We start from the raw sequence: 22,279 nt of genomic DNA, 5'->3' as shown, positions 1-22,279 counted from the left end.
AATGGGGCAGACGCGGCTCGTGACTTGAGCGGTCCTTTGGCTTGCGGCTGACAGGCATCCGTGCAGCCGGGCCATGATACGCAAGCCGCGCCAGCCACGCCAAATGAAAAAGCTGACGCGGGCCTTGCGACTATCCTACGTGCAGGCTCAAACTTTGCGGCTTGAACTCCGAGTGTTTTTTGCAATGAGCCGACTGAACAAACCGCTGTTGAGCACCGTGTGCCTGATCTTGGCCAGCACTGCTGTATTGGCGGCAGATCCCGAGATTCACTGGCCCAGCGGTTGGCAGGTGGAGGAAGTGGTGGCGGATGCCGATGCACCGGCCACGCCGTCGCCGGTATCTCGCCAACGTGCGATAAAGAACAACGAAAACGGCGAGACACAGATGGTCATGGAGCTGACGGGCACCCCGATCGAGCCTGGGCATGTGGTCAATCTGCAAGGTGTGCTGCTGGAAATGCGCAAGTCCATCCAGAAGGACTTTGCCCGCAGTGGTTATCAAAGTGTCTGCAACAAGATGCACCCGACTACCTTGAGTCATCTTGAGGCCCTGGAAACTACCTGCGTGATTACCGAGAATGGTCGGCATGTGCTCTCGCAAACACTGGTAGGCGCTGTTGATGCGAATAAGGCCTATGTTTTTTCATACGCCGGGCAAGCTCAAGCCTATGAGTCGAGCAAGGAAGAAGTCAGTGAGGTACGTGCAAGCCTGAAACTTTGATGGGCGATGGCTAGATGCCTGACATGGCGCAGTTACAAAAAAACACATAACTATAAGGGCGCAGCGTACAGCCACTGGTCGGTGAATTTGTACCAAGTGGAATGTGTTTAGAAGTCCACGTTCCAAAGCCACGGGCCGCGAAATCGCAGTGCACAAACAAAAAAGCCCCGCATCTGCGAGGCTTTTTATTAGTGCGCCGGTATTAGCCGCGCAACCAGGAATCTACAGTGGCTGCGCCATACTGTTCTTTCCAGGCCTTCAGGCCGCGGTGGTTGCCGCCCTTGGTTTCAATCAGTTCGCCAGTGTGTGGGTTGTGATACACCTTGACCACGCGTGCGCGGCGGGTTTTAGGTGCGGCTGCCGCTTGGATTCCCGATTTGCCCGGGTTTGGATCAAGGATGGAGATGATGTCACGCAGGCTCTTGCCGTAGGTTTTCATCAGCCCTTGAAGCTTTTCTTCAAATTCGATTTCTTTCTTCAAGCCAGCATCGTTCTTCAGGGATTCCAGCTGGGCGAGCTGCTCTTGAAGGGCTTTTTCTGCGGCACGAAATTCGGCGAGTCTGGACAAAATATTTACTCCAATAGTGTATTTGGCTGATACCAACTGTAAACAAAGCTATAAGCCAAGAGCCTCAGCATGACTCGGTAAAAGTGGCTCTCCTGCCGATTCAGCACAGGCAGGAAAAATTGTAGTAGTTAATGAGCCACGAGTAAATCATGTCCTTTGTATAAATAACAATATTTCATGATGATGCTAGATCGATATTCAAGCACCACGCAAAGACTTAATGAATGCGTCAAAAGGCACTGGGCGGCCAAACAGGTAACCTTGCAAAAAGTCCACGCCTTGCGCTGCCAGATAATCGCATTGCTCTTGGGTTTCCACGCCTTCGGCGACGATGCCCAAGTCAAGCTTGCCCGATAACTCGATGATGCTATCGAGTATATGCCGCGATAAAGCATCGGCCCCGATCATTGCCACAAAGCTTTGATCAATCTTCAAGTAGTCAACATTGAAGTTGCGCAAATAACCCAGGCTGGAGTGGCCGGTGCCGAAGTCATCAATGGCGATCATCACCCCCAGTTCGTGCAGGGCCTGGAACAGCTGGCGGGTCACGTCGGTGGGCTCGATCAGTTCGCGTTCGGTCAGCTCCAGGGTCAACAGGACTTGCCCGGGCTGGAAGGCCGCGAGAAATTCCCGACAGTCCTGCACCAACTCCAGGTCCTGGCAGTGCCGGGCGGTGATATTGATCCCCACATGGAAATTACCGCCCAGGCGATCGGCATGGGGTGCCAGCTGTGTGGCCACCTGGCGCATCAATGCCCGGGTCATGGGCACAATCAGCCCTGAATGCTCGGCCAGGGGAATAAACAGGTCCGGGCGAACCAGGCCTTCTTTTGGATGCTTCCAGCGCATCAGCACTTCACAGCCGGCCCATTGCAGGTTGTCACCGCGCACCACCGGTTGGTAATAGGGCACGAATTCATTGGCGCCCAGCGCCCGCTGCAGTTCATGGGTCGGTGCGCTGGAGCGCTTTTGCAGCCAGTGCGCGAGCACGCCGGCCAATACGCCGAAAAACACCAGCAGGCTGAACAGTGGCGGGTACCGGGCTTGCATGTAACGCCAGACTTCCCCTTCGGGCATGCCGGCTTCCACGCTGTAGGCGTAACGCTGGGAGTCGAGGTGGTGATGGGCCACGGCAAACACCGGTAGCGCAGTGTCGCGCACTTTGCCGTCGCTACCCAGCCAATTGGGCCCGACCTGCAATACCAGGTCGGCATAACGGCTGATCAGGCGCAGGGCGTTTGTCAGGTGGTAACCGTCAATCGAGGCAAACGCCGCTTTGTCGCCGTCCACCAGCCGATAAACCAACAAGGCGGTATCGGGGGTGACGGGGTTGCCCTTCATCAGCCACAGGCGACCATTGACGTAATCGTCCGGGTTGACCGGTGACACATAGTCGCCGCCAAACAACGAGCTGCAATAAATGGACTTTTTAAACGACAGGGTGGTTGCACGGACAAAGGGGCGCCGGGTGACTTGCTCGCGCAGCGCCAGTTTTGCCGCATTGTCACAGTCCTGGCCCGCCAGCGGCAGTAGGTCCTGGGCGGCGAGGGCAGTGTTGTCGAGCATCAGGTCGAATTGGCGCACGGCCTCGATAGCCGTCTGCGCGGTGCTGTTTTCCAGGGTGCGCTGGGCCTGCAGGTACAGGATCACCACCCCTAGCAGAATCGGCAGCATGCCGCACAGGACCGTGATCAAGTAGCGGGCGGCGCGCTTGCGCGGGCCTTTGATGGTGAGTGGCATTTACGCGGCCTGTAGCAGAATGAGGGAGGGGCCTGGCAACGGCTACAGGCGAGGCGTCAGATACACGAATGAAATGATAGTTGCCCTATGGAAATAAGCACTTTAAACGCGTTGACCTAGCTACTTGGCCAGTTGTGCGTGTTTTTCAACCTTGCCAAACCTTGCAACATATTTTGACGAGGAAAAGCTGATTGGTCTATTGCGTTATTGCCTGGATCAATGCTTGTCAAAAAAACTGCAGCCCCATATAGACGCTGCATTCAAAAACCAACTCTTTCGCGTCATCAAGCCCAAATTGCGCGGGCGGGCTTATGCCTGCGTGGCGTTTGAGCGGGGCTCGATCTAACACATAGGAACACGTGCGTAATGAAAAACAATGTCCTGGCCATTGCCCTGCTGCTTGCTTGTGGTTTCGTCATACCTACGGCCTCTGCTGCCGACGGCACCATCACCCTGACCGGCGAAATCACCGGCACCACCTGCACCATCAGCGGTGGAACCGGCGGTGCCCCAGGCTCCGGGGCGAACTTCCCGGTAGTCCTCGACAAGGTCCAGGCCAGCGCCCTGTCCACGGCGGGGGCAACCGCCAGCTCCAAACCGTTCTTTATCTACGTGGGCGGCGGCGCCAGTTGCGCAGATGCGACCAAAGTGGCGGTGCTGTATGAGAGCACCAGCCCGGCCATCAACCCGGCCACGGGCAACTTGCGCAATACCGCGCCCAAGACTGCGGCGGCCAAAGTGGAAGTGCAAATTGTCGACGGTGCAACCCAAAGGCCCATGGATTTGCGCAGCGGCCACGCCTCGACCACGGCCACGGTCACCGGCGGGCTGGCGACCATGCCCTTTGCGGCACGTTACATCGCCACCGGCGGCGCGGCGGGAGTCGGGCTGGTGACTACGGCGGTGCAGTACTCGGTGATCTTTCCCTGATCGCCTGAAAAATCGAGGGTACGCAGCATGGGTTGCCTATCACGCCTAAAGGTTGCGCTGTGCCTGTGCCTGGCCTTCGCGCAGGCACAGGCCGGGGTGATCCTAAGTGGTACACGCCAGGTCTACGCCGAGGCGCGCAGGGAAATCACCGTACAGGTGCGCAACGATGATCAACAGGCCGCACGCCTGGTGCAGGTGTGGATGGACGACGGTGATGCACGGCAGTTGGCGGAACACAGTGAGGTACCGTTCAGCATCAGCCCGCCGGTGTTTCGCCTGGACCCGGGCAAGAGCCAGTCCATACGCCTGGCCTATACCCGGGAGCCGCTGGCCGGGGACAGGGAGTCGCTGTTCTGGCTCAACGTGCTGGAGGTGCCGCCCCAGGCCCGACCGGCGCAAACCGAGGCCGAGGAGGAGCGCCAGAACCAGCTGCGGTTTGCCTTTCGCATTCGCACCAAGGTGTTTTTCCGGCCCCAGGGCCTGACGGGCAACGCCCATGATGCGCCGGGGCAACTGACCTGGACCTTGCATACCGGCAAGCCGGCGGTGCTGCGGGTAACCAACCCGTCGCCCTTCCATGTGACATTCCATGAGGTCGCGCTGGTGATGGGCGGCCAAGCGGTGCCCACCGACCAGCAAGGCATGGTCGCGCCCTATGCCAGCCTCGACCTTGCCCTGCCTCCTCTGGTGCAGACGGTGCCCGCCGACGCCCGGGTGCAATTCCAGTACATCGACGATTTCGGTGGTTTCTCCGTGCCGCGCTGGGCGCCTCTTTAGTAACGCGAAGCCTGACTTATGTTTTTTTACCTGCAACGGTGGGCGCGGGGGTGTATTGCCCTGCGTGCCCTGTACTTTCCCGCAATGGTGGTGGCCTTGATCTGCCCCGAGGTCCTGGCAGCTTCGGTCACCTTCGACCTTGAGGCGTTTTCCAGTGGCCTTGCAGCGGGCGTGGATATTTCCCGCTTCAACCGCCACGACACCCTGGCGCCCGGCAAGTACCGGGTCGATGTACTGCTCAACGGCGCGCCTGCCGGGCGCCATGCGTTGGACTTTATTGCGGTGCAGGACGACGTCGTGCCGTGCCTGGACTGGCCGCTGTTGACCCGACTGGGCGTGGCGCCAAACCAGCCCGTCTCCCCAGGCCCATTGTGCGGGGATCTTGGCCAATGGATCCCCATGGCCTCCAGCAGCGTCGATAGCGGTGCGTTGCAGCTGGCCCTAAGCGTGCCCCAGCTCTACCTGACCCCGACGGCCCGTGATGCCATCGACCCCCGCCAATGGGACGAAGGCATCAATGCCGGCTTGCTCAGCTACAACTTCAGCGCCTCAACCATGACCGCCGGCAGTGGCGAAGACCGGGCCTACCTGGGGCTCAACACCGGCCTCAACCTCGGCAGTTGGCGTTTGCGCCACCAGGGCGCGCAGGCCTGGAACTCGCGAAGCGGTGCCGAGCGCTACCAAAGCAGCGCGATCTATGTGCAACGCAGCCTCGCGGCCTGGCAATCGCGCCTGACCCTGGGCGACAGCTTCAGCAGCGGGCAGATCCTGGAGAGTACCCGCATGCGTGGCCTCAGCCTGGGCACCGACGAGCAAATGCTGGCGCCTTCGCAACAGGGTTATGCGCCAGTGGTGCGAGGAATGGCCGACAGCAACGCCACCGTCACCGTCAGTCAGAACGGCTATACGCTCTACGAAACCACCGTGGCCCCCGGTCCGTTTGTGATCAGCGACCTGTACCCCACAGGTGGCGGCGACCTGAGCGTCAGCGTCAAGGAAATCGACGGTCGCCAATACAGTTACAGCGTGCCGTTTTCCGTGGCACCGCACCTGCTGCGGCGCAGCGCCAGCCGGTACGGCATGACCCTGGGCCAGGTCCGCCAGAATGGCGTCGAGGGCCGGGCCCCCCTGGCGTTTGAAGGGACACTCCAGCATGGTCTGCTGGACGACCTGACGCTGTATGGCGGCAGCAGTTTTTCTGAAGGTTACGCCCAGGGCAAAGCGGGTGTGGCGCTGAATACCACCCTGGGTGCATTTTCGCTGGACGCCACCGATTCGCGCACGCATGTCCCTGGGCAGGGGGTGCTGTCGGGGCAGAACGTCGGCCTGGGCTTCGACCGGCAACTGTCGCAAACCGGTACGCACCTGGTATTGGGCGCCTATCGTTTTTCCACCGAGGGCTACCTGAACCTCACCGACGCAGTCAATGTGCGGGAGCTGGGGCGCCGGGGCCAGGATATTGGCAGCTACGCCCGGCAAAAGACGCGCCTGGACCTGACCATCAGCCAGCAGGCGGGGGCGGGCACCCTGGGGTTCTATGCCAGTTCGACCCAATACTGGGGCCCGCGCCTGGGGCGCGAAACCGCATATCACCTGAGTTATGGCGCCAGTTGGCGCCGCCTCAACTGGAACCTCAGCGCCCAGCGTTCGCGGGTCCAAGCCCCAGACCGGAGCAATCATCAAGACGAACACGCGCCGGTATTGCTGGCCCGTTCGGATAACGCCGGCCACGTCGATAATCGCGTGATGCTGACAGTGTCCCTGCCCCTGGGCAGCAGCCCGCGCGCACCGAGCCTGACCAGCACCTTGACTCGCAGTACCGGAGGCAGTCGCGGCAGCCAGCAACAACTGGGCATCAACGGCATGCTCGATGATGACGCCACGCTCAACTACGGCATCGCCGGCACCCGCGCCTCGGCCGAGGGGGCGAGCCAGGGCAGTGTCAATGCCTATGCTGGGTACAACGCCAGCACGGCCGCCCTGCGGCTGGGGTATGGGCAGAACCGCGACAGCAGCCAGCTTTCATTGAGCGCCGACGGCGGCCTGGTGGCCCATGCAGACGGCCTGACGTTCTCGCACTACCTCGGCGAGGCGGCCGCCCTGGTCCATGTGCCCGCTGCCCAGGGTGCACGGTTGAGCAATGGCAATCACCTGCGGGTCGACCGCAACGGCTACGCCGTGGTGCCGTCGCTGCGGGCGTTCCAGGCCAATACCGTGGGTATCGACCCCGAGGGCAGCGCCTATGACGTGGAACTGCAAGAGACCAGCCAACGCATCGTGCCCACCGCCGGGGCCATCGCCCGCTTGCGCTTTGCCACGGTGGTCGGGCGGGCAGTGGTGGTCAAGGCCCTGCGCGAGAACGGCAAGCCGTTGCCATTCGCCGCCCAGGTGTTTGATGAGCACGGCAGCGAAGTCGGGGTGATTGGCCAGGCCAGCAAGGCCTTTGTCAGGGGCATTGCCGAGCAGGGCACGCTCACTGTGAAGTGGAGCGAGACCGCCGCTGACCGTTGCTACATCCACTATCGCCTGCAACCCCAGGCAACGCGGCGCCAAGCCCACGCCGACCTGTTGCAAGGGCAATGCGTAGGCGTGGCGGCCGGGCGCGAGGTGACCGCACGATGAGCGCCAAGGCATGCCTTCTTGGCCTGCTCGCGCTGCTGGCCGCCGCCGAGGTGCACGCCAATGCCAGTTGCACGCCCGCGCCCCCCGTGGCGCTTTCGATTGCCTCCATCAGCGTGCCGGCTAACCCCCGGGTGGGCCAAGTGCTGGGCGACCCCCAGGGCTATGCGCTGCAATCCCCAGACGCGCAGGATTGCACCTATGGCGTGGGCGTGAGCGTGGATCATTGGTCGTATATCAGCGTGGCAAGGAACATGCGCTTTACTGGCAAGTATTTTGGCCTCTCCGGGTTATCGCTGCCGATCTTTACCACCGGCCTGCAAGGTGTGGGCTATGGCTTGATGGCACAGGACCGCGATGGCGGTGAATGGAAAAGCATCAATCAAGGCGTGTCGATCCTGCGCGGGCCGCTACGTCCCGGCCTGGCCTCCTGGGGCGTGCGCGTGCGCGTGGTGTTTTTTGTCACCGGTGCGATCCAGGGTGGGGTGGTATTCGCGCAGCCCTTTGCAGAGTTCAGGGTCCATCCTGATTTTCACGCGGTCCATTTGTTCACCTTCGCCACCGTGGTGGTGGGGCCGCCGTTGAAACCTACCTGTTCGGTATCCACACCCTCGGTGCCGATCGATCTGGGCAGCGTGGCAGCCACCGCGTTCACCGGCGTGGGCAGCGTCGCCGGTGGTGCTAGCCGCGAGATTGAGTTGCAGTGCGCGGGCGGCACAGGGGGCAGGCTGGATGTGTGGGTGACACTCACCGACCAAACTCAACCGGCCAACCGTGGCGAGCGCCTGACGCTGACGCAAGATTCCACCGCCCGTGGCCTCGCCCTGCAACTGCTGCACGGCAACGCCGTCGTCAGCTACGGGCCGGACGCCAGTGGTATTGGCAACCCCAACCAATGGTCGGCCGGCAGTACGGGCAATGGCACGGTTCGCATACCGCTGACGGCGCGGTACCTGCAAACCGAGCCTACCGTGCATCCCGGCACGGCCAAGGGACTGGCCACCTTTACCTTGAGCTACCGATGAGCGGGGCCTGGGCACGTCTGGCAGCGGGCGTACTGGGTTGGCTGCTGGCCTGGAGTGCCCATGGGGAAATCGTGCTTGACCGCACCCGCCTGATTTACCCCGCAGCCGTGGGCCAGGTCACGCTCAACCTGAGCAATGAGGCGGATAACCCACGGCTGGTACAGGTCTGGATTGACGCAGGCGACCCCCTGGTGCGCCCTGAATACAGTGACGTACCGTTCACCGTGACCCCGCCGATCCTGCGCATGGACGCCGGCCAGGCCCAGGCGTTGCGCGTGGCCTATGATGGCGAGCCGGCGCAGGGGGGCGTGGAGCAGGTGTATTGGCTCAACGTACTGGGTATCCCGCCGCAGACGGATGTGTCCCACAGCGTGCAGTTCGCCTTGCGCAGCCGCATCAAACTGTTCCTGCGCCCGCCACTGTTGCCAGGGCGAGCGGAGGATGCCGTCGAAGGCCTGGAGTGGCGCTTGCCCAAGGCGGGCACTCTGCATGTGCACAACGCCAGTGCCTACCATGTGAGCTTGACCAGCATTGTGCTGGGGAGCGAGGGGCGCCAGTACCGCAACGATGACCCGCCGATGCTTGCCCCCCGATCCAGTGCAATCGTTACCTTGCATGGCGCGCCAGGGCAGGCGTCGGTCGCGGCGCTGGTGCACTTCACCACCCTGGACGACCATGGCAACACCCGCACTCATGTAGCGCACACTGTGCAATAAACCCCTTGCGTCCGTACGGGCATAAGGATTTGATAAGGAATACGGACAAAGCTGTTTACGCTGTGTAGAATCCGTTTACGCATACAAGAATAAGCGCCTGTTTCCATGCAGGCCTCGTCCGTCAGAGACGCCCGTAAGAGAATGACTCAACCATGAAGCTACTCGGGTTCCAACTCATCTACGGTGACTTCCTCGCCCGCAGCGTGCGGGGCATTTCCTGTGCGCCACCTGCCCACCTCATCCTTGCTGGCAATTAATTTACTTAATTCTAAAAAAGATGATGAGGCGCCAAATCATGGCAGATCTATACGAAAACCCAATGGGCCTGATGGGCTTTGAATTTATCGAATTCGCATCGCCGACCCCGGGCACCCTGGAGCCGATCTTCGAGATCATGGGCTTCACCAAGGTGGCAACCCACCGCTCGAAAAACGTGCACCTGTACCGCCAGGGCGCGATCAACCTGATCCTCAACAACGAACCCCACAGCATCGCTTCGTACTTTGCCGCCGAGCACGGTCCATCGGTGTGCGGCATGGCGTTTCGCGTCAAGGATTCGCAACAGGCCTACACCCGCGCCCTGGAACTCGGTGCCCAGCCGATCCATATCGAAACCGGCCCGATGGAACTGAACCTGCCGGCCATCAAGGGCATCGGCGGCTCGCCGCTGTACCTGATCGACCGTTTCGGTGAAGGCAACTCGATCTACGATATCGACTTCGTGTTTATCGAAGGCGTGGACCGCAACCCGGTGGGCGCCGGCCTCAAGGTCATCGACCACCTGACCCACAACGTCTATCGGGGGCGCATGGTCTACTGGGCCAACTTCTACGAGAAGCTGTTCAACTTCCGTGAAGCGCGCTACTTCGACATCAAGGGCGAATACACCGGCCTGACCTCCAAGGCCATGAGCGCCCCGGATGGCATGATCCGCATCCCGTTGAACGAGGAGTCGTCCAAGGGCGCAGGCCAGATCGAAGAGTTCCTGATGCAGTTCAACGGCGAAGGCATCCAGCACGTGGCGTTCCTCACCGACGACCTGATCAAGACCTGGGACGCGTTGAAGAAGATCGGCATGCGCTTTATGACTGCGCCGCCGGACACCTACTACGAAATGCTCGAAGGCCGCCTGCCAAACCACGGCGAACCGGTGGAGCAGTTGCAGTCGCGGGGTATCTTGCTGGACGGCTCGTCCGTGGCCGGCGACAAGCGCCTGCTGCTGCAGATCTTCTCGGAAACCCTGATGGGCCCGGTGTTCTTCGAGTTCATCCAGCGCAAGGGTGACGACGGCTTCGGCGAAGGCAACTTCAAGGCCCTGTTCGAATCCATCGAGCGTGACCAGGTTCGTCGTGGCGTACTGACCACCGACTGACATGGCTTTTTGTAGGAGCGAGCTTGCTCGCGATGGACGTCAACGATAACGCGTACTGCCTGAGGTGGCGCGGTGTCTTTGAGTCCTTCGCGAGCAAGCTCGCTCCTGCAGTTATTGGGTCAGGCTCTACGCTGGCGCATCAGGTGCTTGAAACCCTCGAACACCAGCACCATCACCGCCAGCCAGATCGGGATGTAGGTCAGCCATTCACCCGGCCCGATGCTTTCCCCCAGCAGCAACGCCACCCCCAGCAACAGCACCGGCTCCACATAGCTGAGCAGGCCAAACAGGCTGAACGCCAACAAGCGGCTGGCGATGATGTAGCACACCAACGCCGAAGCACTGATCAGCCCGAGCATCGGGATCAACCCATATAGCCCTTTGTGTGCATCCAGCACGGCGAAGCCCTGTTCGCCACTTTGGACAAACCACAGCGCCACCGGCAGCATCAGCGCCATGTCCAGCCACAGGCCGCCCAGGTGGTCGGTCGCCAGGCGTTTGCGCAGCACGAAGTAGATGGGGTAACCGATGATCACCAGCAGCGTGGCCCAGGAGAAGCCGCCCACCTGGTACAGCTCGTTGAGCACGCCAATCGCCGCGAACACCACCGCGATCAGTTGCAGCCGCGAGAGCTTTTCGCCATACACCAGGCGCCCGGTCAGGACCATGGTCAGCGGCAGCAGGAAGTAGCCCAGGGACACATCCAGGCTGCGGCCGTTAAGCGGCGCCCACATAAACAGCCACAGTTGCACGCCCAGTAGCACCGACGACAGCACAATCCCACCGATCAATCGTGGCTTGCCCGCGAGCAATCGCAGCAGTTCCCACACTTGGCGCCACTCACCGCTGACCACCATGAACACGGTCATGCACGGCACGGTCAGCAACATGCGCCAACCGAAAATCTCCAGGCCACTCAATGGCGTGAGCAGTGATGTGAAGTAATACATCACGGCAAACAACACCGAGGCCGCTACCGATAAAACAACGCCTTTAGACACGCAGTCCTCGCCAAACCGATTCAAACAAAAGAGGGGGAATTTCAGGTGGGAATATATTGCTTTTGAGGTGAGACGTTTGCTCTGTTTTGCGGCATCTTATGGGAAATTTTCTCACGCCCAAGGTTCGCCAGCATGCCCGTCAGCCCCCAGCCGCCCCTGGATGATTTCGACCGCGCGATTCTCAAGCACCTGCAACGCGACAACACCACCGCACTGCGGGTGATTGGCGAGCAGGTCAACCTGTCGACCGCAGCGGTACAGCGGCGCATCAAACGCATGGAGCAGAGTGGGGCGATCATCGCGAATACGGCGGTGATCAATCAGGATGCAGTGGGCAAGCCGATCACGATCCTGGTGGAGGTGCACGCCGAGCGCACCCATATCGAAGACCTCGATGTGCTCAAGGTGCAGATGTCGATCCCCGAGGTGCAGCAGTGCTATTACGTCACCGGCGATGCCGACTTCATGCTGGTGATCGTGGTGGAAACCATGAAGGCCTACGAAACCCTGGCCCGCACGCTGTTCTACGAGAACCGCAATATCAAATGGTTTCGCAGCATCGTGGTGATGGACCGGGTCAAGGTCAGCCTGGATGTGCCGCTGGGTTGATGTGGGAGCAGGCAAGCCAGCTCCCACAGGGGGTCAGGGGCGGTGAATGCGCCCCGAGACAAAGTGCCCTACATCATTGAACCCCGGTGTCGACGCATGCCCCGGCGTCACCAGTGAGTCAATAAACGCCTCATCCTCGGCACTGATCTTCACATCGAGCGCCCCGGTATAGGCATCCCACTGCGCCTCGGTGCGCGGCCCGACAATCGCCGAGCTGACCGCCTGGTTGTTCAAGACCCAGGCAATCGCAAACTCGACAATCCCCACGCCACGGCCCTGGGTGTATTGCTGGATCTGTTGGGCAATGCGCAGTGACTCCACGCGCCATTCGGTTTCCAGGATGCGTTTGTCCTGGCGTGCGGCGCGGCTGCCGGCTTCGGGGCTGATATCCGGTGCGTACTTGCCACTGAGCACGCCACGCGCCAGTGGGCTGTAGGGCATCACGCCCAGGCCATAGGCCGCCGCGGCGGTGATCTGCTCCACCTCGGCCTGGCGGTTGACGATGTTGTACAGCGGCTGGCTGATGATCGGCCGGTCGACCCCCAGGCGCTCGGCCACGCGCACCACTTCGGCGATGCGCCAGCCGCGATAGTTGGACAGCCCCCAGTAACGGATCTTGCCCTGGCGGATCAGGTCGCCGATCGCCGAAATGGTGACTTCCAGTGGGGTGTCGTGGTCTTCGCGGTGCAGGTAGTAGATGTCCAGGTAATCGGTGTCGAGGCGGGTGAGGCTGGCTTCCAGCGCGTTGAAAATGCGCTTGCGGTTCAGGCCGCTGCGGTTGGGCAGGCCGTCCGGCGGGCCAAAGCCGACTTTGGAGGCGACGACCCAGTCGGCGCGATGGCGGCTGATGGCTTCACCGACGATTTCCTCGGAGCGCCCGCCGGTGTAGACGTCGGCGGTATCGATGAAGTTGATGCCCTGGTCCCAGGCCTTGTCGATGATCCGCAGCGAGTCTTCGGTGTTGGTCTGTTCGCCAAACATCATGGTGCCCAGGGTCAGTGCGCTGACCTTGAGCCCGGACTGGCCCAGTGTGCGGTAAATCATGGTGAACTCCTCAAAAGCGCAGACAGTTGCTATGCAATACCAGAGAGCAAGGCTCTAGAACAAGCCCGACGTCGGTGGCTCGGTGCCCTTGAGCCGATAGGCGCCGACCACCGCGGCTTTCCAGTGCCGGGGATTGTGGTTGGCCACGGTGCGCGCATTGCGCCAGTGCCGGTCGAGGTTATGGCTGCGCCCGGTGGTGGAGGCGCCGCCGACGTCGAACAGCAGCTCGCCAGCCTTGAGTGCCGACTCGGCGGCGATGTATTGGGCCTGGGCCACATCGATGGCTGCGCGGGTCACGGCCTCATGGCTCAACTCCTCGGCCCAGGCCGCGTCGAGGGTGTCGGCGGCGCGCAACACCACCGCTTCGGCGGCAAACGCACGGGCCGAGATCTCACCCACGGAAAACTCCACATAGGGGTCGTCCACCGAGCGGCTGGCGCTGCTGTGCTTGATCGGCCGCGCATGGTCCCTTGCAAAGGCCACCGCATCGTTCAAGGCATTGCGCGCGATGCCGGCCTGCACCGCGCCGAGGAACAGTTGCAGGAACGGTGTGATGATCGAACGCTGGCCTTCCTCCACCACCCGCGTGCGGATTTCCTCGCGGCGCACCAGCACGTTGTTCAGGCGCGTGGTGCCGCTGGCGGTCAGGCGCTGGCCCATGGCGTCGAAATCATCCACCAGCTCCAGGCCTTCGCGGTCGCGGGGCACCACGAACGACACTGGCTCGTCGTTTTCATCCAGCGCCACCGCGCTGACCCAGTCGGCATACAGCGCGCCCGTGCTGTAGTACTTGCTGCCATTGGCGCGAAAGTGCTCGCCCTGGGGCACAATCCGCGCGCTGACCTGGCCGTTGGCGCCACCGATTTCCCAGCCGGCATTGCCGAACACCTCGCCCTGCAAGTAGTGGGCAAACCACAGCTGGCGCTCGGCTTCGGACTTCTGCACCAGCAGGCTTTCGATAAAGGCAAAGCTGGGGCGCAGGGACTGGGCGATATTGGAGTCCACCGCCGCCAGGTCGATGACGAACTGCACCACCTCGCGCACGCTGGACTCGCTGCCGCCGTAGCGCTGGGGAATACGCAGGGTCAGCAGGCGCGCTGCGGCCAGTTGGCGGATCTGCTCATGGGGCAGTTGCCGGGTGCGCTCGCGTTCGGCGGCGCCCTCGGCGATCTGCGGCAATAACACAGCGGCACGCTGCAACAGCTCTGGCACGGACAAAAAGCTCATGACAATCCTTATATGGCAATGGCGTAGGTAATGAAGTGGTGCTCGGGCACCGGGGCGGGCCGGTCGATCTGCGGGATGGCATCGAGCAGGGCGCGGGTGTAGGCATGCTGCGGGTGGTCAAACACATCGCGCACAGGGCCGCTTTCCACCACCTCGCCGTCCTTCATCACCAGCACCCGTTCGCTGACCTGGTTGATCACCCCCAGGTCGTGGGAGATGAACAGGCAGGCCAGTTTCAGGCGTGACTTGAGGTCGGCCAGCAACGCGAGGATCTGCGCCTGCACCGACACATCCAGGGCCGACACCGGCTCGTCGCACACCAGCACCTGGGGGTTGGGCGCCAGCGCCCGGGCAATGGCGATGCGTTGGCGCTGGCCGCCGGAAAGCTCCAGGGGGCGGCGCTCGAGCACGCTGGCGTCCAGGCGCACCAGTTGCAGCAGCTCCAGGGTGCGCGCCGGCCATTCGCGGCGGGGCAGGCCGGCCACCTGCAACGCCTCGTTAAGCACGCGGGCCACGGTGTAGCGCGGGTCGAACGAGCTTTGCGGGTCCTGGAACACCACCTGGATGCGTTGGCGCAGTTGGCGCCGTTGTTGATCGTTCAGGGCGCTCCAGGGCCGGCCGTTGAGCCACACATCGCCGGCGTCCGGGCGCTCCAGGCCCAACAGCATGCGGGTGAGGGTGGTCTTGCCGCTGCCGGACTCGCCGACAATTCCCAGGGTTTCCCCGGCGCGCAGGCTGAAGCTGGCGTTGTGCACTGCAACATGGGGCTGGCCGTCGGGGCCGATAAAGGTTTTTTGCAGGTTGCGCGCCTCGATCAACGGCAGGTCGAAGCGCTCGGCGCTGGCCACTTTCGGCGCCGCCAGGGCCGGGCGCTGGAAATGCACCGCTCGCCCGGCCCGCAGTAGCGACTGGGTGTAGGGATGCTGCGGGTCATGCAGGATCGCCTCCACCGGGCCTTGCTCGACAATCACCCCGTGATGCATCACCGCCACCCGGTCCGCCAGGCGCGACACCACCGCCAGGTCGTGGCTGACCACCAGCATCGCCATGGCCTGGGAACGCAGGGACTCCAACAGCGCCAGGACCTGGGCCTGCACCGTGGCGTCCAGCGCCGTGGTCGGTTCATCGGCAATCAGCAGGCGCGGGCCGGCGGCAATCGCCGAAGCGATCAGCGCCCGTTGGCGCAGGCCGCCCGACAGTTGATGGGGGTACTGCAAGGCGCGCAACTCGGGCTGCGGCACGCCGACCGCGCGCAGCAGTTCGATGACCCGTGCCTGGCGCTCATCGCGACCCAGTGGCGTGTGCAGGCGCAGCGGTTCGGTAATTTCCTTGCCTACCGGGCGCAGCGGGTCGAGGGAGCCGAGGGCGTCCTGCATCACAAAGCCGATCTGCGCACCGCGCAAGGTTTGCCAGGCGCGGTCGTCCAACTGGCGCAGGTCGGTGCCGGCAAACGCCAGGCGCGCGGCCTGTACCCGTGAGCCTTCGCCGCTCAGGCCGCTGAGGGTGCGCGAGGTGACAGTCTTGCCCGAGCCGGACTCGCCCACCAGCGCCAGGCATTCACCGGCGGCCAGGCTGAACGATATGCCCTTGATAATCGGCGTGTGGCCAAACTGTACCCGCAGGTCTTGTACCTCCACTAACGTACTCATCGGGATTTACCTTCGCTGCGCGCCAGCCAGTCCCGGCCAAGGGCGGTGATCGACACCACCGTCAGGATGATCGCCACACTCGGCCAGGCGACCAGCCACCAGGCATTGGCCAGGTAGTTGCGGCCCATGGCGAGCATCGAACCCCATTCCGGCGCGGGCGGCGAGGCGCCAAAGCCGAGGAAGCTCAGCGCCGCGCCGGTGATGATGTTGTGGCCGATGCCAATGGTGGCGAGGATCAGGATCGGCTTGATCGCATTGGGTAGCACATGCCGCAACACCACGGCTGCGCGATGCCGGCCGAGGGTGGTAGCGGCTTCGACGTAGGGTGCATCGCGCACCACCAGGGTCTGCGCGCGCACCATCCGCGCAAAGCGCGGGATGCTCGCCACGCCCACTGCAATCAGGGTGATCCACAGGCCCTGGCCCCAGAACGTGATGATCACCAGGGCCAACAGCAGGTCGGGAAAGGCCAGCAAAACGTCGATCAGGCGCATGATCGCGCCATCCACCAGGCGCGGGCCGAGGCCGGCCGCCAAGCCGAGGATGATCCCGGCGCCCAGGCCGATGGCCGTGGACACCAGGCCCATCAACAGTGAAGGGCGCACCCCGTGGATCAAGCGGGCGAGTACATCGCGCCCGTTTTCATCGGTGCCCAGCCAGTGGCTGGCGCTGGGTGGCAGGTAGGCGTTGCGGGCGGCGGCGGCCAGGGGGTCGACGCCGGTCAGCCAATGCGGCACGAGCGCCGCGATCAACAAGCCAATCACAAACAGCCAGGCCAGTGACAGGCCGGGGCGAAAGGTGCTCGGCAGCGCCAAGGGCAAGCGCCAGGGCAGGGTATAGGTGCTCATGCCCGGCTCCTCGCATACTGACTCTGTGGGTACGGCAACCCCAAGTGCTCACGCAGCGTGCTGCCACTGTACTCATGGCGAAATACCCCGCGCTTGCGCAGCAGCGGCACCACTTCATCGACAAATACCTCGACCCCCGAGGGAAACATGTCCGGCATGATGTTGAAGCCATCGGCGGCGCCCGCGAGGAACCAGTGTTCGAGGGTGTCGGCCACCTGTTCCGGGGTGCCCACCAGCAGGCGATGGCCGACCAGGATGCGCCGCGACAGTTCGCGCACCGTCAGGCCTTCGCGGCGGGCCAGGTTGAGTTGGGCTTCGAGAAACCCCTGGGAGCCTTTCTCATAGGTGCCCACTTCACCGATCCGCGCCCACGGCAGCGGCGCATCCAACTGCAGTTCCTCGGCGGGGATGCCGATCCGCGCGGCCACTTGCTGAATCAGGCCATGTTCGCCATGGTAGGCATTGAGTTGATCAAAGCGCGCATGGGCTTCGGCCTCGCTGCTGCCGATCACCGTGGACAGGCCCGGCATGATTTTCAGGTGCTCGGGGTTGCGCCCCCATTGGCGCGCGCGCTGCTTCATGTCGCGGTAGAAGTACTGGCCATCTTCCAGGCTGGTCTGGGTGGTGAAAATCGCATCGGCATACCGCGAACCCAGGGCCTTGCCACCCTCCGATGAGCCCGCCTGCACCAGCACCGGCCGGCCCTGGGGCGAGCGGGGCAGGTTCAGCGGGCCCTTGATGGAAAAATGCCGGCCGACAAAGTCCTGGCTGTGGATCTTGTCGGGATGTGCGTAGCGGCCGTTGCCGGCATCGCCGATGATCGCGTCGTCTTCCCAGCTGTCCCAGAGCTTGCACGCGATGTCGATGAATTCTTCGGCGCGGGCGTAGCGCTCCCCGTGTTGCAACTGGTTGGCCAGGCCGAAATTCTGCGCGGCGGCGTCAGTGGCGTTGGTCACCACGTTCCAGGCTGCGCGGCCGCCGCTGATATGGTCCAGGGAGGCGAAGCGCCGCGCCAGGTTGTAGGGGTCGTTGTAGGTGCTGGAGGCGGTGGCGATCACCCCGATGTGCTGCGTGGCCAGGGCCACGGCGGTCAGCAGGAGGGTCGGTTCCAGGCGGCCTACCGGTTGCGTGGCCACATCGCCCGCCAGGGCCGGGCCGTCGGCGAGGAAGATCGCATCCAGGCAGCCACGTTCCGAGATGCGCGCGATAGTGCGGTAGTACTCCACATCCAGGTAGGCATCGGCCGGCACTTCGCCGACGCGCCAGGCCGCCGCGTGGGCGCCGAAACCGAGGATGTTCATGCCAATGCTCATGTGCTTTTTCATGCGGGTTCCTGGGGTTAGACGGCGCTGGCTTCATCGCGGGCGCTGGCATGCTCGGGGTGGTCGGCCACGGCCTGTTCCTGGGCGGCGCGCCAGGCGGCAGCGGGGCTGACATCGTTGAGGTAGAAGTCGCCCAGGGCCCGCTCGCGGTAGATCGCCGGGTTGTGCGAGGCCAGGGTGCGGGCATTGCGCCAATGCCGGTCAAGGCGGCGCACCTGGCTGGTGGCCGAGGCGCCGCCGACTTCGAACAGCAGGCTGGTGGCCTCCAGCACCAGCGGCAGGATCACTTGCTGTGCCTGGTAGGTGCGCACATCCGCATCGACGTATTGCGCCTCGCTGATGGAGCCGTCGAGCACCGCCTCATGGGTGCTTTGCAGCACCTGCGCGGTGGCCTGTACCAGGCTGTCGGCGGCATAGGACAGGCTCGACAGCTTGCCGATCACCCGCTGCACCAGCGGGTCCAGGCGCGGGCTGGATTGCCCGGGGATGCCAAACGCGCGGGTGCGGCCCTGGACAAAATCGACGGCGTCGCGCAACGCGGCGCGGGCGATCCCGGCCAGGGTCGCGAGGTGGAACAGCTGGTAAAACGCCGAGATATACGATTCGGCGCGCAGCTCGCCGGGCTTGAAGCGCCGCAGTACCTGATGCTCGGGCACCGCCACCTGCTCAAAGCGCGTGGTGCCGCTACCGCTCAGGCGCTGGCCAAAACCGTCCCAGTCATCCACGCGGGTCACGCCGGGCGCATCGGTGGGCACCACCACGCTGATAAAGTCGGGCCCGTCGGCGGCGGCCACGGCGATCCAGTCGGCATACAAGGTGCCGGTGCAGTAGTACTTCTGGCCGTCCAGTTGCCAGCCTTCGGCGGTGGGTTTGAGCGTCACCGAGTTGGTGGTGGTGTCACTGCGCTCGGCCATGGCTGCGCCCCACAATTGCCCGGCGACCACCTTGGGGAACCAGTACGCCTGGGACTCGGGGTCCTGGCTCACCAGCCGGCCCTCGACGAAGCCAAAATGCGCGCGCACGATCTGTGGCAGGTTCGAGTCGGCGCTGCCCAACTCGATCAGCAGGGCGAACAACTCCGGCAGGCTGGCGCCCAGGCCGCCCTGGCTGCGGGGCACGCCCAGGCCGCCCTGGCTGCGGGGCACGCGCAGGGCGCCGAAACCTGCGGTTTTCAGCCAATCGACGGCGTCGAAGGCCAGGGTGCGTTCTTGCTCGCGTTGCACCGCGCCCTGGGCAATACGCTGGAAAACCGGGGCGAAGCGTTCGTGCAGTGGGGTGTCGCTCATGTTCGGTTCCTTACTTGAATACAGTATCTGAAGCTGTCGGTGATCCACTGTAGGAGCGGGCTTGCCCGCGATGACGGTGTATCAGTCAACTATTTATCAACTGACCCTCCGCTATCGCGGGCAAGCCCGCTCCTACACAAGCCCGCTCCCACATAAAGCAGCCTGTGTGAATCAGCCGTCATCGCGGTTTAACCCGTGGATCAATCAACCCGTTGAGTACATCCACCAACAGGTTCACCACCACATAAACCAGTGCCGCCAACAAGGTGATCCCCAGCACCACCGGCGCATCCTTGGCCACGGCTGCATCAAGCATCATTCGCCCGATACCCTGGCGGGCGAACAGCATTTCCGTGACCACCGCACCCCCCAGCAGGCTGGCGAAGATGAACCCGGACAAGGTCACCAGCGGCACCAGCGCATGGCGCAATGCGTGGCGCAGGCGCACGGCGGTCTGCGACAGGCCGCGGGCACGGGCCATGGCGATAAAGGGTTGTTCGAGGATGTCTTCCAGTTCCTGGCGCAGCACCTGGCTAAGCATCCCGGCAATCGGCAGGGCCAGGGCCAGGGTCGGCAGGATCAGGGTTTGCCAGCCGTTGGAGCCGGCTGGCGGCAACACCGGCCACTGGAACGAAAACACCAGCAACAGCAAAATCCCCAGCACGAATGACGGCGATGACGACAGCACCAGCTCGCTGGCCGAAGCCACGCGACGCACCCAGGGGTTGCGCTTGGCGGTAAGCACGGCGCTGGCCAGCGCCAGGCCGATAGCCAGCAGGGCGGCACTCAGGGCCAGTTGCAGCGTCGCGCCAATCTGCTTGCCGATGGCCTCGGTGACGGGAATGCGCAAGCGGTACGACTCGCCGAAATCACCGTGGGCGATCCGCCCCATATAGCGCCCGTATTGCACCCACAACGGTTGGTCAAAGCCGTATTCCTCACGGACCTGGGCCAGTTGCTGCGGGGTGGGGATGGCGTCCGGTCCGCCGAGAATCGCCAGCACCGGGTCGCCGGCACTGAAATGGATGGCAACGAAGGTCAGGGTGGCCGCGCCCCACAGCACGCCCACACCGGCCAGTAGTCGAGCGGCAAGCCGTTTCATGGTGCCTCCTGGTCCAGCCAGACGCTGGTAAAAAATGGGGTGTTGTGCACGGTGTCGAAAATCAAGCCCTTGACCGCCGTGCGATAGGCAATCAGCACCTGGCTCTCGAAGTCCGGCACCGCCGGCACCACTTCGGTCAGGCGTTGTTGCGCGGCGCTGTACAGGGCTTGCAGTTGCACCGGGTCATGGGAGCGGCGGGCGTCGCTGAGCAACTGGTCCAGGCGCGGGTCGCTGAGGTTGCTGAGGTTGTTGCCGCTTTTGCTTGGCGAGGCGCGCGAGTCGCTGTGGTACAGGATGTACAGGCCGTCGGGGGTGTTGGTGTGCCAATAGCCGCCGCCGATGGCGTCGTAGTTGCCCGCCGTGCGGCGGTCGGTGAGCTGGGCCAGGGGCATCATTTCGATAATGAACTGCATGCCGACTTTCTTGGCATCCGCCTGCACCGCCACCGCGACGCTGCTGGGGAACGGCGGGCTTTCAAAACCCAGCAAGTGCGCCGATAGGCGCCGGCCGTCCTTGACCCGATAGCCCTCGGCATCGCGTTGGGTCCAGCCGGCGTCGTCCAGTTGGCGGTTGGCGGCGTCGACGTCGTATTTCAATACGTCGCGGTAGGCCGGGTCGTAGAACGGCGTGTTCACCGCCAGGTAATCGCTCTTGGGCAAGAACTCACCGAACCCGGCAATCCAGGCCAGGCCGTCACGGTCGATGGCCTGGGCGATGGCCTTGCGCACCCGTACATCGTCGAATGGAAAGCGCAGGGTATTGAACGTGAGGCTGCGGTAAGGGCTGGCCATGCGGATCCGGTTGCGCACCACCAGGTTCTGCGAAGCACGCATCGCCGCGGTATTTTGCGCCGGTGCATCCAGGGTGAAGTCCGAGCGTTTGGATTGCAGGGTGCTGTAGCGGGTCATGGCCTCGGGGACGATGCTCAGCTCGATACGGTCCAGGTAAGCCGGGCCAATGTGCCGGGTCACCGGCGGTGCCCAGTGGTAATCGGCGCGCTTGATAAAGGTCGCGCCTTGTTCGCGGGTATAGCTTTGCAGCACGAACGGCCCGGATCCGATGGGGTGCTCGGCGATGCTCTTGGGCGCTTCGCGGATCTGTTTGGGCGAGACCATGCTCAGCCACGACTGCGCCAGCACATACAAAAACGGCGAGTAAGGCTCGCGCAGGTGCGCCTCAAAGGTGTAGTCGTCGATGATCCGGCCATCGACGTAGGGCGCGATGTACGCCGCCGCCAGCGGTGATTTGGTGGCCGGGTCGCGCATATGCTCCAGGTTGACCCGCAGCGCCTGGGCGTTGAATTTTTCGCCGTCGCTGAAGGTCACGTCGTCGCGCAAATGGAAGGTGTAGGTCTTGCCATCCTCTGAGACGTCCCAGGACTTGGCCAGCCAGGGCGAGAGCTTGCCGTTTTCGTCCTGGTACAGCAGGCAGTCGTAGACGATGCGCGCCAGCCATTGCACGTTGCCGTGGTAGCTGGAATGCACATCGAAGGTGCCGGTATCCAGCGCGGCCGACACGCGCAGGGTGCCGCCCGGCGTGCCCTGGCGGGTTTCGTGGTAGTCGCTGGGGTCGTAGCTGAGCAGGCCCTGGGCGTCCAGGTGGCCGTCCACCCGCTGCACCGAGCTGGGCGGTGGGGCGTCCGGCGAGCAGGCGCCCACCAGCAGCAACCCCAGGAGCAGGGCGTACCTGCTCCAGTGATTGATCGGCATCGTCAAGGCTCCCA

Annotated in this window: 19 protein-coding genes; 8 read left to right on the top strand and 11 right to left on the bottom strand. The window is 63.3% G+C overall.

Annotated features, from left to right (window positions below; all coding sequences use genetic code 11):
- The first annotated feature begins 184 nt into the window (after positions 1-184).
- A complete protein-coding gene (locus HBO11_RS08325) occupies positions 185-721 on the top strand; it encodes a DUF4946 domain-containing protein (RefSeq protein ID WP_262381009.1) in 537 nt (178 codons plus the stop codon).
- 202 nt (positions 722-923) lie between these two features.
- Here the strand turns inward: HBO11_RS08325 and HBO11_RS08320 are convergent, their stop codons facing one another.
- Positions 924-1,289, bottom strand: a complete 366-nt coding sequence (locus HBO11_RS08320; RefSeq protein ID WP_038441053.1) for a histone-like nucleoid-structuring protein, MvaT/MvaU family — start codon at positions 1,287-1,289, stop codon at positions 924-926.
- Positions 1,290-1,487: 198 nt separating this feature from the next.
- Positions 1,488-3,029 (bottom strand): EAL domain-containing protein, encoded by a 1,542-nt coding sequence (locus HBO11_RS08315; RefSeq protein WP_169955839.1) that lies wholly within the window; start codon positions 3,027-3,029, stop codon positions 1,488-1,490.
- A 366-nt stretch (positions 3,030-3,395) separates the two neighbouring features.
- Here HBO11_RS08315 and HBO11_RS08310 point away from each other — a divergent pair, with 366 nt between their 5' ends.
- The 6 genes from HBO11_RS08310 (at position 3,396) to hppD (ending at position 10,468) form a co-directional block, all read left to right on the top strand.
- On the top strand, positions 3,396-3,959 hold the full coding sequence (locus HBO11_RS08310) for a fimbrial protein (protein WP_169955840.1): 564 nt from the start codon (positions 3,396-3,398) through the stop codon (positions 3,957-3,959).
- A 27-nt stretch (positions 3,960-3,986) separates the two neighbouring features.
- Complete coding sequence (locus tag HBO11_RS08305) at positions 3,987-4,736, top strand: fimbria/pilus periplasmic chaperone (protein WP_169955841.1); 750 nt, start codon at positions 3,987-3,989, stop codon at positions 4,734-4,736.
- Between the two features lie 18 nt (positions 4,737-4,754).
- The gene (locus HBO11_RS08300; protein ID WP_170058861.1) at positions 4,755-7,358 is read left to right on the top strand and encodes a fimbria/pilus outer membrane usher protein; all 2,604 of its coding nucleotides are present in this window, start codon (positions 4,755-4,757) and stop codon (positions 7,356-7,358) included.
- The gene (locus tag HBO11_RS08295) at positions 7,355-8,380 is read left to right on the top strand and encodes a fimbrial protein (protein WP_169955844.1); all 1,026 of its coding nucleotides are present in this window, start codon (positions 7,355-7,357) and stop codon (positions 8,378-8,380) included. The genes HBO11_RS08300 and HBO11_RS08295 overlap by 4 nt, the downstream gene beginning before the upstream one ends.
- Positions 8,377-9,096 carry a molecular chaperone gene (locus tag HBO11_RS08290; RefSeq protein WP_169955846.1) on the top strand — a complete coding sequence of 240 codons (720 nt, stop codon included), beginning with the start codon at positions 8,377-8,379 and terminating at the stop codon, positions 9,094-9,096. Before HBO11_RS08295 ends, HBO11_RS08290 begins: the two co-directional genes overlap by 4 nt.
- 295 nt (positions 9,097-9,391) lie before the next feature.
- Entirely contained in the window at positions 9,392-10,468 is a 1,077-nt protein-coding gene (hppD, locus tag HBO11_RS08285; protein ID WP_057440066.1) for a 4-hydroxyphenylpyruvate dioxygenase, read from the top strand.
- Between the two features lie 119 nt (positions 10,469-10,587).
- On the opposite strand, the gene rarD is transcribed toward hppD, so the two are convergent.
- Positions 10,588-11,469 (bottom strand): EamA family transporter RarD, encoded by an 882-nt coding sequence (rarD, locus tag HBO11_RS08280; RefSeq protein WP_169955848.1) that lies wholly within the window; start codon positions 11,467-11,469, stop codon positions 10,588-10,590.
- Positions 11,470-11,601: 132 nt separating this feature from the next.
- Here rarD and HBO11_RS08275 point away from each other — a divergent pair, with 132 nt between their 5' ends.
- Positions 11,602-12,078: an Lrp/AsnC family transcriptional regulator gene (locus HBO11_RS08275; protein WP_169955850.1), complete on the top strand. Its 477-nt coding sequence runs from the start codon at positions 11,602-11,604 to the stop codon at positions 12,076-12,078.
- Positions 12,079-12,111: 33 nt separating this feature from the next.
- On the opposite strand, the gene HBO11_RS08270 is transcribed toward HBO11_RS08275, so the two are convergent.
- The 8 genes from HBO11_RS08270 to HBO11_RS08235 all read right to left on the bottom strand — a co-directional run bounded on the left by HBO11_RS08270 (position 12,112) and on the right by HBO11_RS08235 (position 22,265).
- Positions 12,112-13,122, bottom strand: coding sequence for an aldo/keto reductase (locus HBO11_RS08270; RefSeq protein WP_169955852.1), 1,011 nt, complete (start codon positions 13,120-13,122; stop codon positions 12,112-12,114).
- Positions 13,123-13,176: 54 nt separating this feature from the next.
- Positions 13,177-14,349 (bottom strand): acyl-CoA dehydrogenase family protein, encoded by a 1,173-nt coding sequence (locus tag HBO11_RS08265; RefSeq protein ID WP_169955854.1) that lies wholly within the window; start codon positions 14,347-14,349, stop codon positions 13,177-13,179.
- Between the two features lie 8 nt (positions 14,350-14,357).
- Positions 14,358-15,998 (bottom strand): ABC transporter ATP-binding protein, encoded by a 1,641-nt coding sequence (locus tag HBO11_RS08260; RefSeq protein WP_169955856.1) that lies wholly within the window; start codon positions 15,996-15,998, stop codon positions 14,358-14,360.
- Positions 15,995-16,846: an ABC transporter permease gene (locus HBO11_RS08255; RefSeq protein ID WP_170041523.1), complete on the bottom strand. Its 852-nt coding sequence runs from the start codon at positions 16,844-16,846 to the stop codon at positions 15,995-15,997. Before HBO11_RS08255 ends, HBO11_RS08260 begins: the two co-directional genes overlap by 4 nt.
- Positions 16,843-18,171, bottom strand: coding sequence for an LLM class flavin-dependent oxidoreductase (locus HBO11_RS08250; RefSeq protein WP_169955860.1), 1,329 nt, complete (start codon positions 18,169-18,171; stop codon positions 16,843-16,845). Before HBO11_RS08250 ends, HBO11_RS08255 begins: the two co-directional genes overlap by 4 nt.
- 14 nt (positions 18,172-18,185) lie before the next feature.
- Positions 18,186-19,454 carry an acyl-CoA dehydrogenase family protein gene (locus tag HBO11_RS08245; RefSeq protein WP_169955862.1) on the bottom strand — a complete coding sequence of 423 codons (1,269 nt, stop codon included), beginning with the start codon at positions 19,452-19,454 and terminating at the stop codon, positions 18,186-18,188.
- A gap of 178 nt (positions 19,455-19,632) precedes the next feature.
- Positions 19,633-20,556, bottom strand: a complete 924-nt coding sequence (locus HBO11_RS08240) for an ABC transporter permease (protein ID WP_169955864.1) — start codon at positions 20,554-20,556, stop codon at positions 19,633-19,635.
- The gene (locus tag HBO11_RS08235; RefSeq protein ID WP_169955866.1) at positions 20,553-22,265 is read right to left on the bottom strand and encodes an ABC transporter substrate-binding protein; all 1,713 of its coding nucleotides are present in this window, start codon (positions 22,263-22,265) and stop codon (positions 20,553-20,555) included. The genes HBO11_RS08240 and HBO11_RS08235 overlap by 4 nt, the downstream gene beginning before the upstream one ends.
- Positions 22,266-22,279: the final 14 nt, after the last annotated feature.

It is taken from the genome of Pseudomonas sp. WS 5010 (assembly GCF_012985565.1).
Taxonomy (GTDB): Bacteria; Pseudomonadota; Gammaproteobacteria; order Pseudomonadales; family Pseudomonadaceae; genus Aquipseudomonas.
The sequence above is the reverse complement of the archived record's forward strand: the minus strand, read 5'-3'. Positions and strand labels throughout refer to the sequence as shown.

Bases quoted from the DNA above. Each gene is read 5' to 3' on its own strand.
- HBO11_RS08325 (WP_262381009.1), top strand. From the start codon at position 185: ATGAGCCGACTGAACAAACCGCTGTTGAGCACCGTGTGCCTGATCTTG.
- HBO11_RS08315 (WP_169955839.1), bottom strand. From the start codon at position 3,029: ATGCCACTCACCATCAAAGGCCCGCGCAAGCGCGCCGCCCGCTACTTG.
- HBO11_RS08310 (WP_169955840.1), top strand. From the start codon at position 3,396: ATGAAAAACAATGTCCTGGCCATTGCCCTGCTGCTTGCTTGTGGTTTC.
- HBO11_RS08305 (WP_169955841.1), top strand. From the start codon at position 3,987: ATGGGTTGCCTATCACGCCTAAAGGTTGCGCTGTGCCTGTGCCTGGCC.
- HBO11_RS08300 (WP_170058861.1), top strand. From the start codon at position 4,755: ATGTTTTTTTACCTGCAACGGTGGGCGCGGGGGTGTATTGCCCTGCGT.
- HBO11_RS08295 (WP_169955844.1), top strand. From the start codon at position 7,355: ATGAGCGCCAAGGCATGCCTTCTTGGCCTGCTCGCGCTGCTGGCCGCC.
- HBO11_RS08290 (WP_169955846.1), top strand. From the start codon at position 8,377: ATGAGCGGGGCCTGGGCACGTCTGGCAGCGGGCGTACTGGGTTGGCTG.
- hppD (WP_057440066.1), top strand. From the start codon at position 9,392: ATGGCAGATCTATACGAAAACCCAATGGGCCTGATGGGCTTTGAATTT.
- HBO11_RS08275 (WP_169955850.1), top strand. From the start codon at position 11,602: ATGCCCGTCAGCCCCCAGCCGCCCCTGGATGATTTCGACCGCGCGATT.
- HBO11_RS08270 (WP_169955852.1), bottom strand. From the start codon at position 13,122: ATGATTTACCGCACACTGGGCCAGTCCGGGCTCAAGGTCAGCGCACTG.
- HBO11_RS08265 (WP_169955854.1), bottom strand. From the start codon at position 14,349: ATGAGCTTTTTGTCCGTGCCAGAGCTGTTGCAGCGTGCCGCTGTGTTA.
- HBO11_RS08260 (WP_169955856.1), bottom strand. From the start codon at position 15,998: ATGAGTACGTTAGTGGAGGTACAAGACCTGCGGGTACAGTTTGGCCAC.
- HBO11_RS08255 (WP_170041523.1), bottom strand. From the start codon at position 16,846: ATGAGCACCTATACCCTGCCCTGGCGCTTGCCCTTGGCGCTGCCGAGC.
- HBO11_RS08250 (WP_169955860.1), bottom strand. From the start codon at position 18,171: ATGAAAAAGCACATGAGCATTGGCATGAACATCCTCGGTTTCGGCGCC.
- HBO11_RS08245 (WP_169955862.1), bottom strand. From the start codon at position 19,454: ATGAGCGACACCCCACTGCACGAACGCTTCGCCCCGGTTTTCCAGCGT.
- HBO11_RS08240 (WP_169955864.1), bottom strand. From the start codon at position 20,556: ATGAAACGGCTTGCCGCTCGACTACTGGCCGGTGTGGGCGTGCTGTGG.
- HBO11_RS08235 (WP_169955866.1), bottom strand. From the start codon at position 22,265: ATGCCGATCAATCACTGGAGCAGGTACGCCCTGCTCCTGGGGTTGCTG.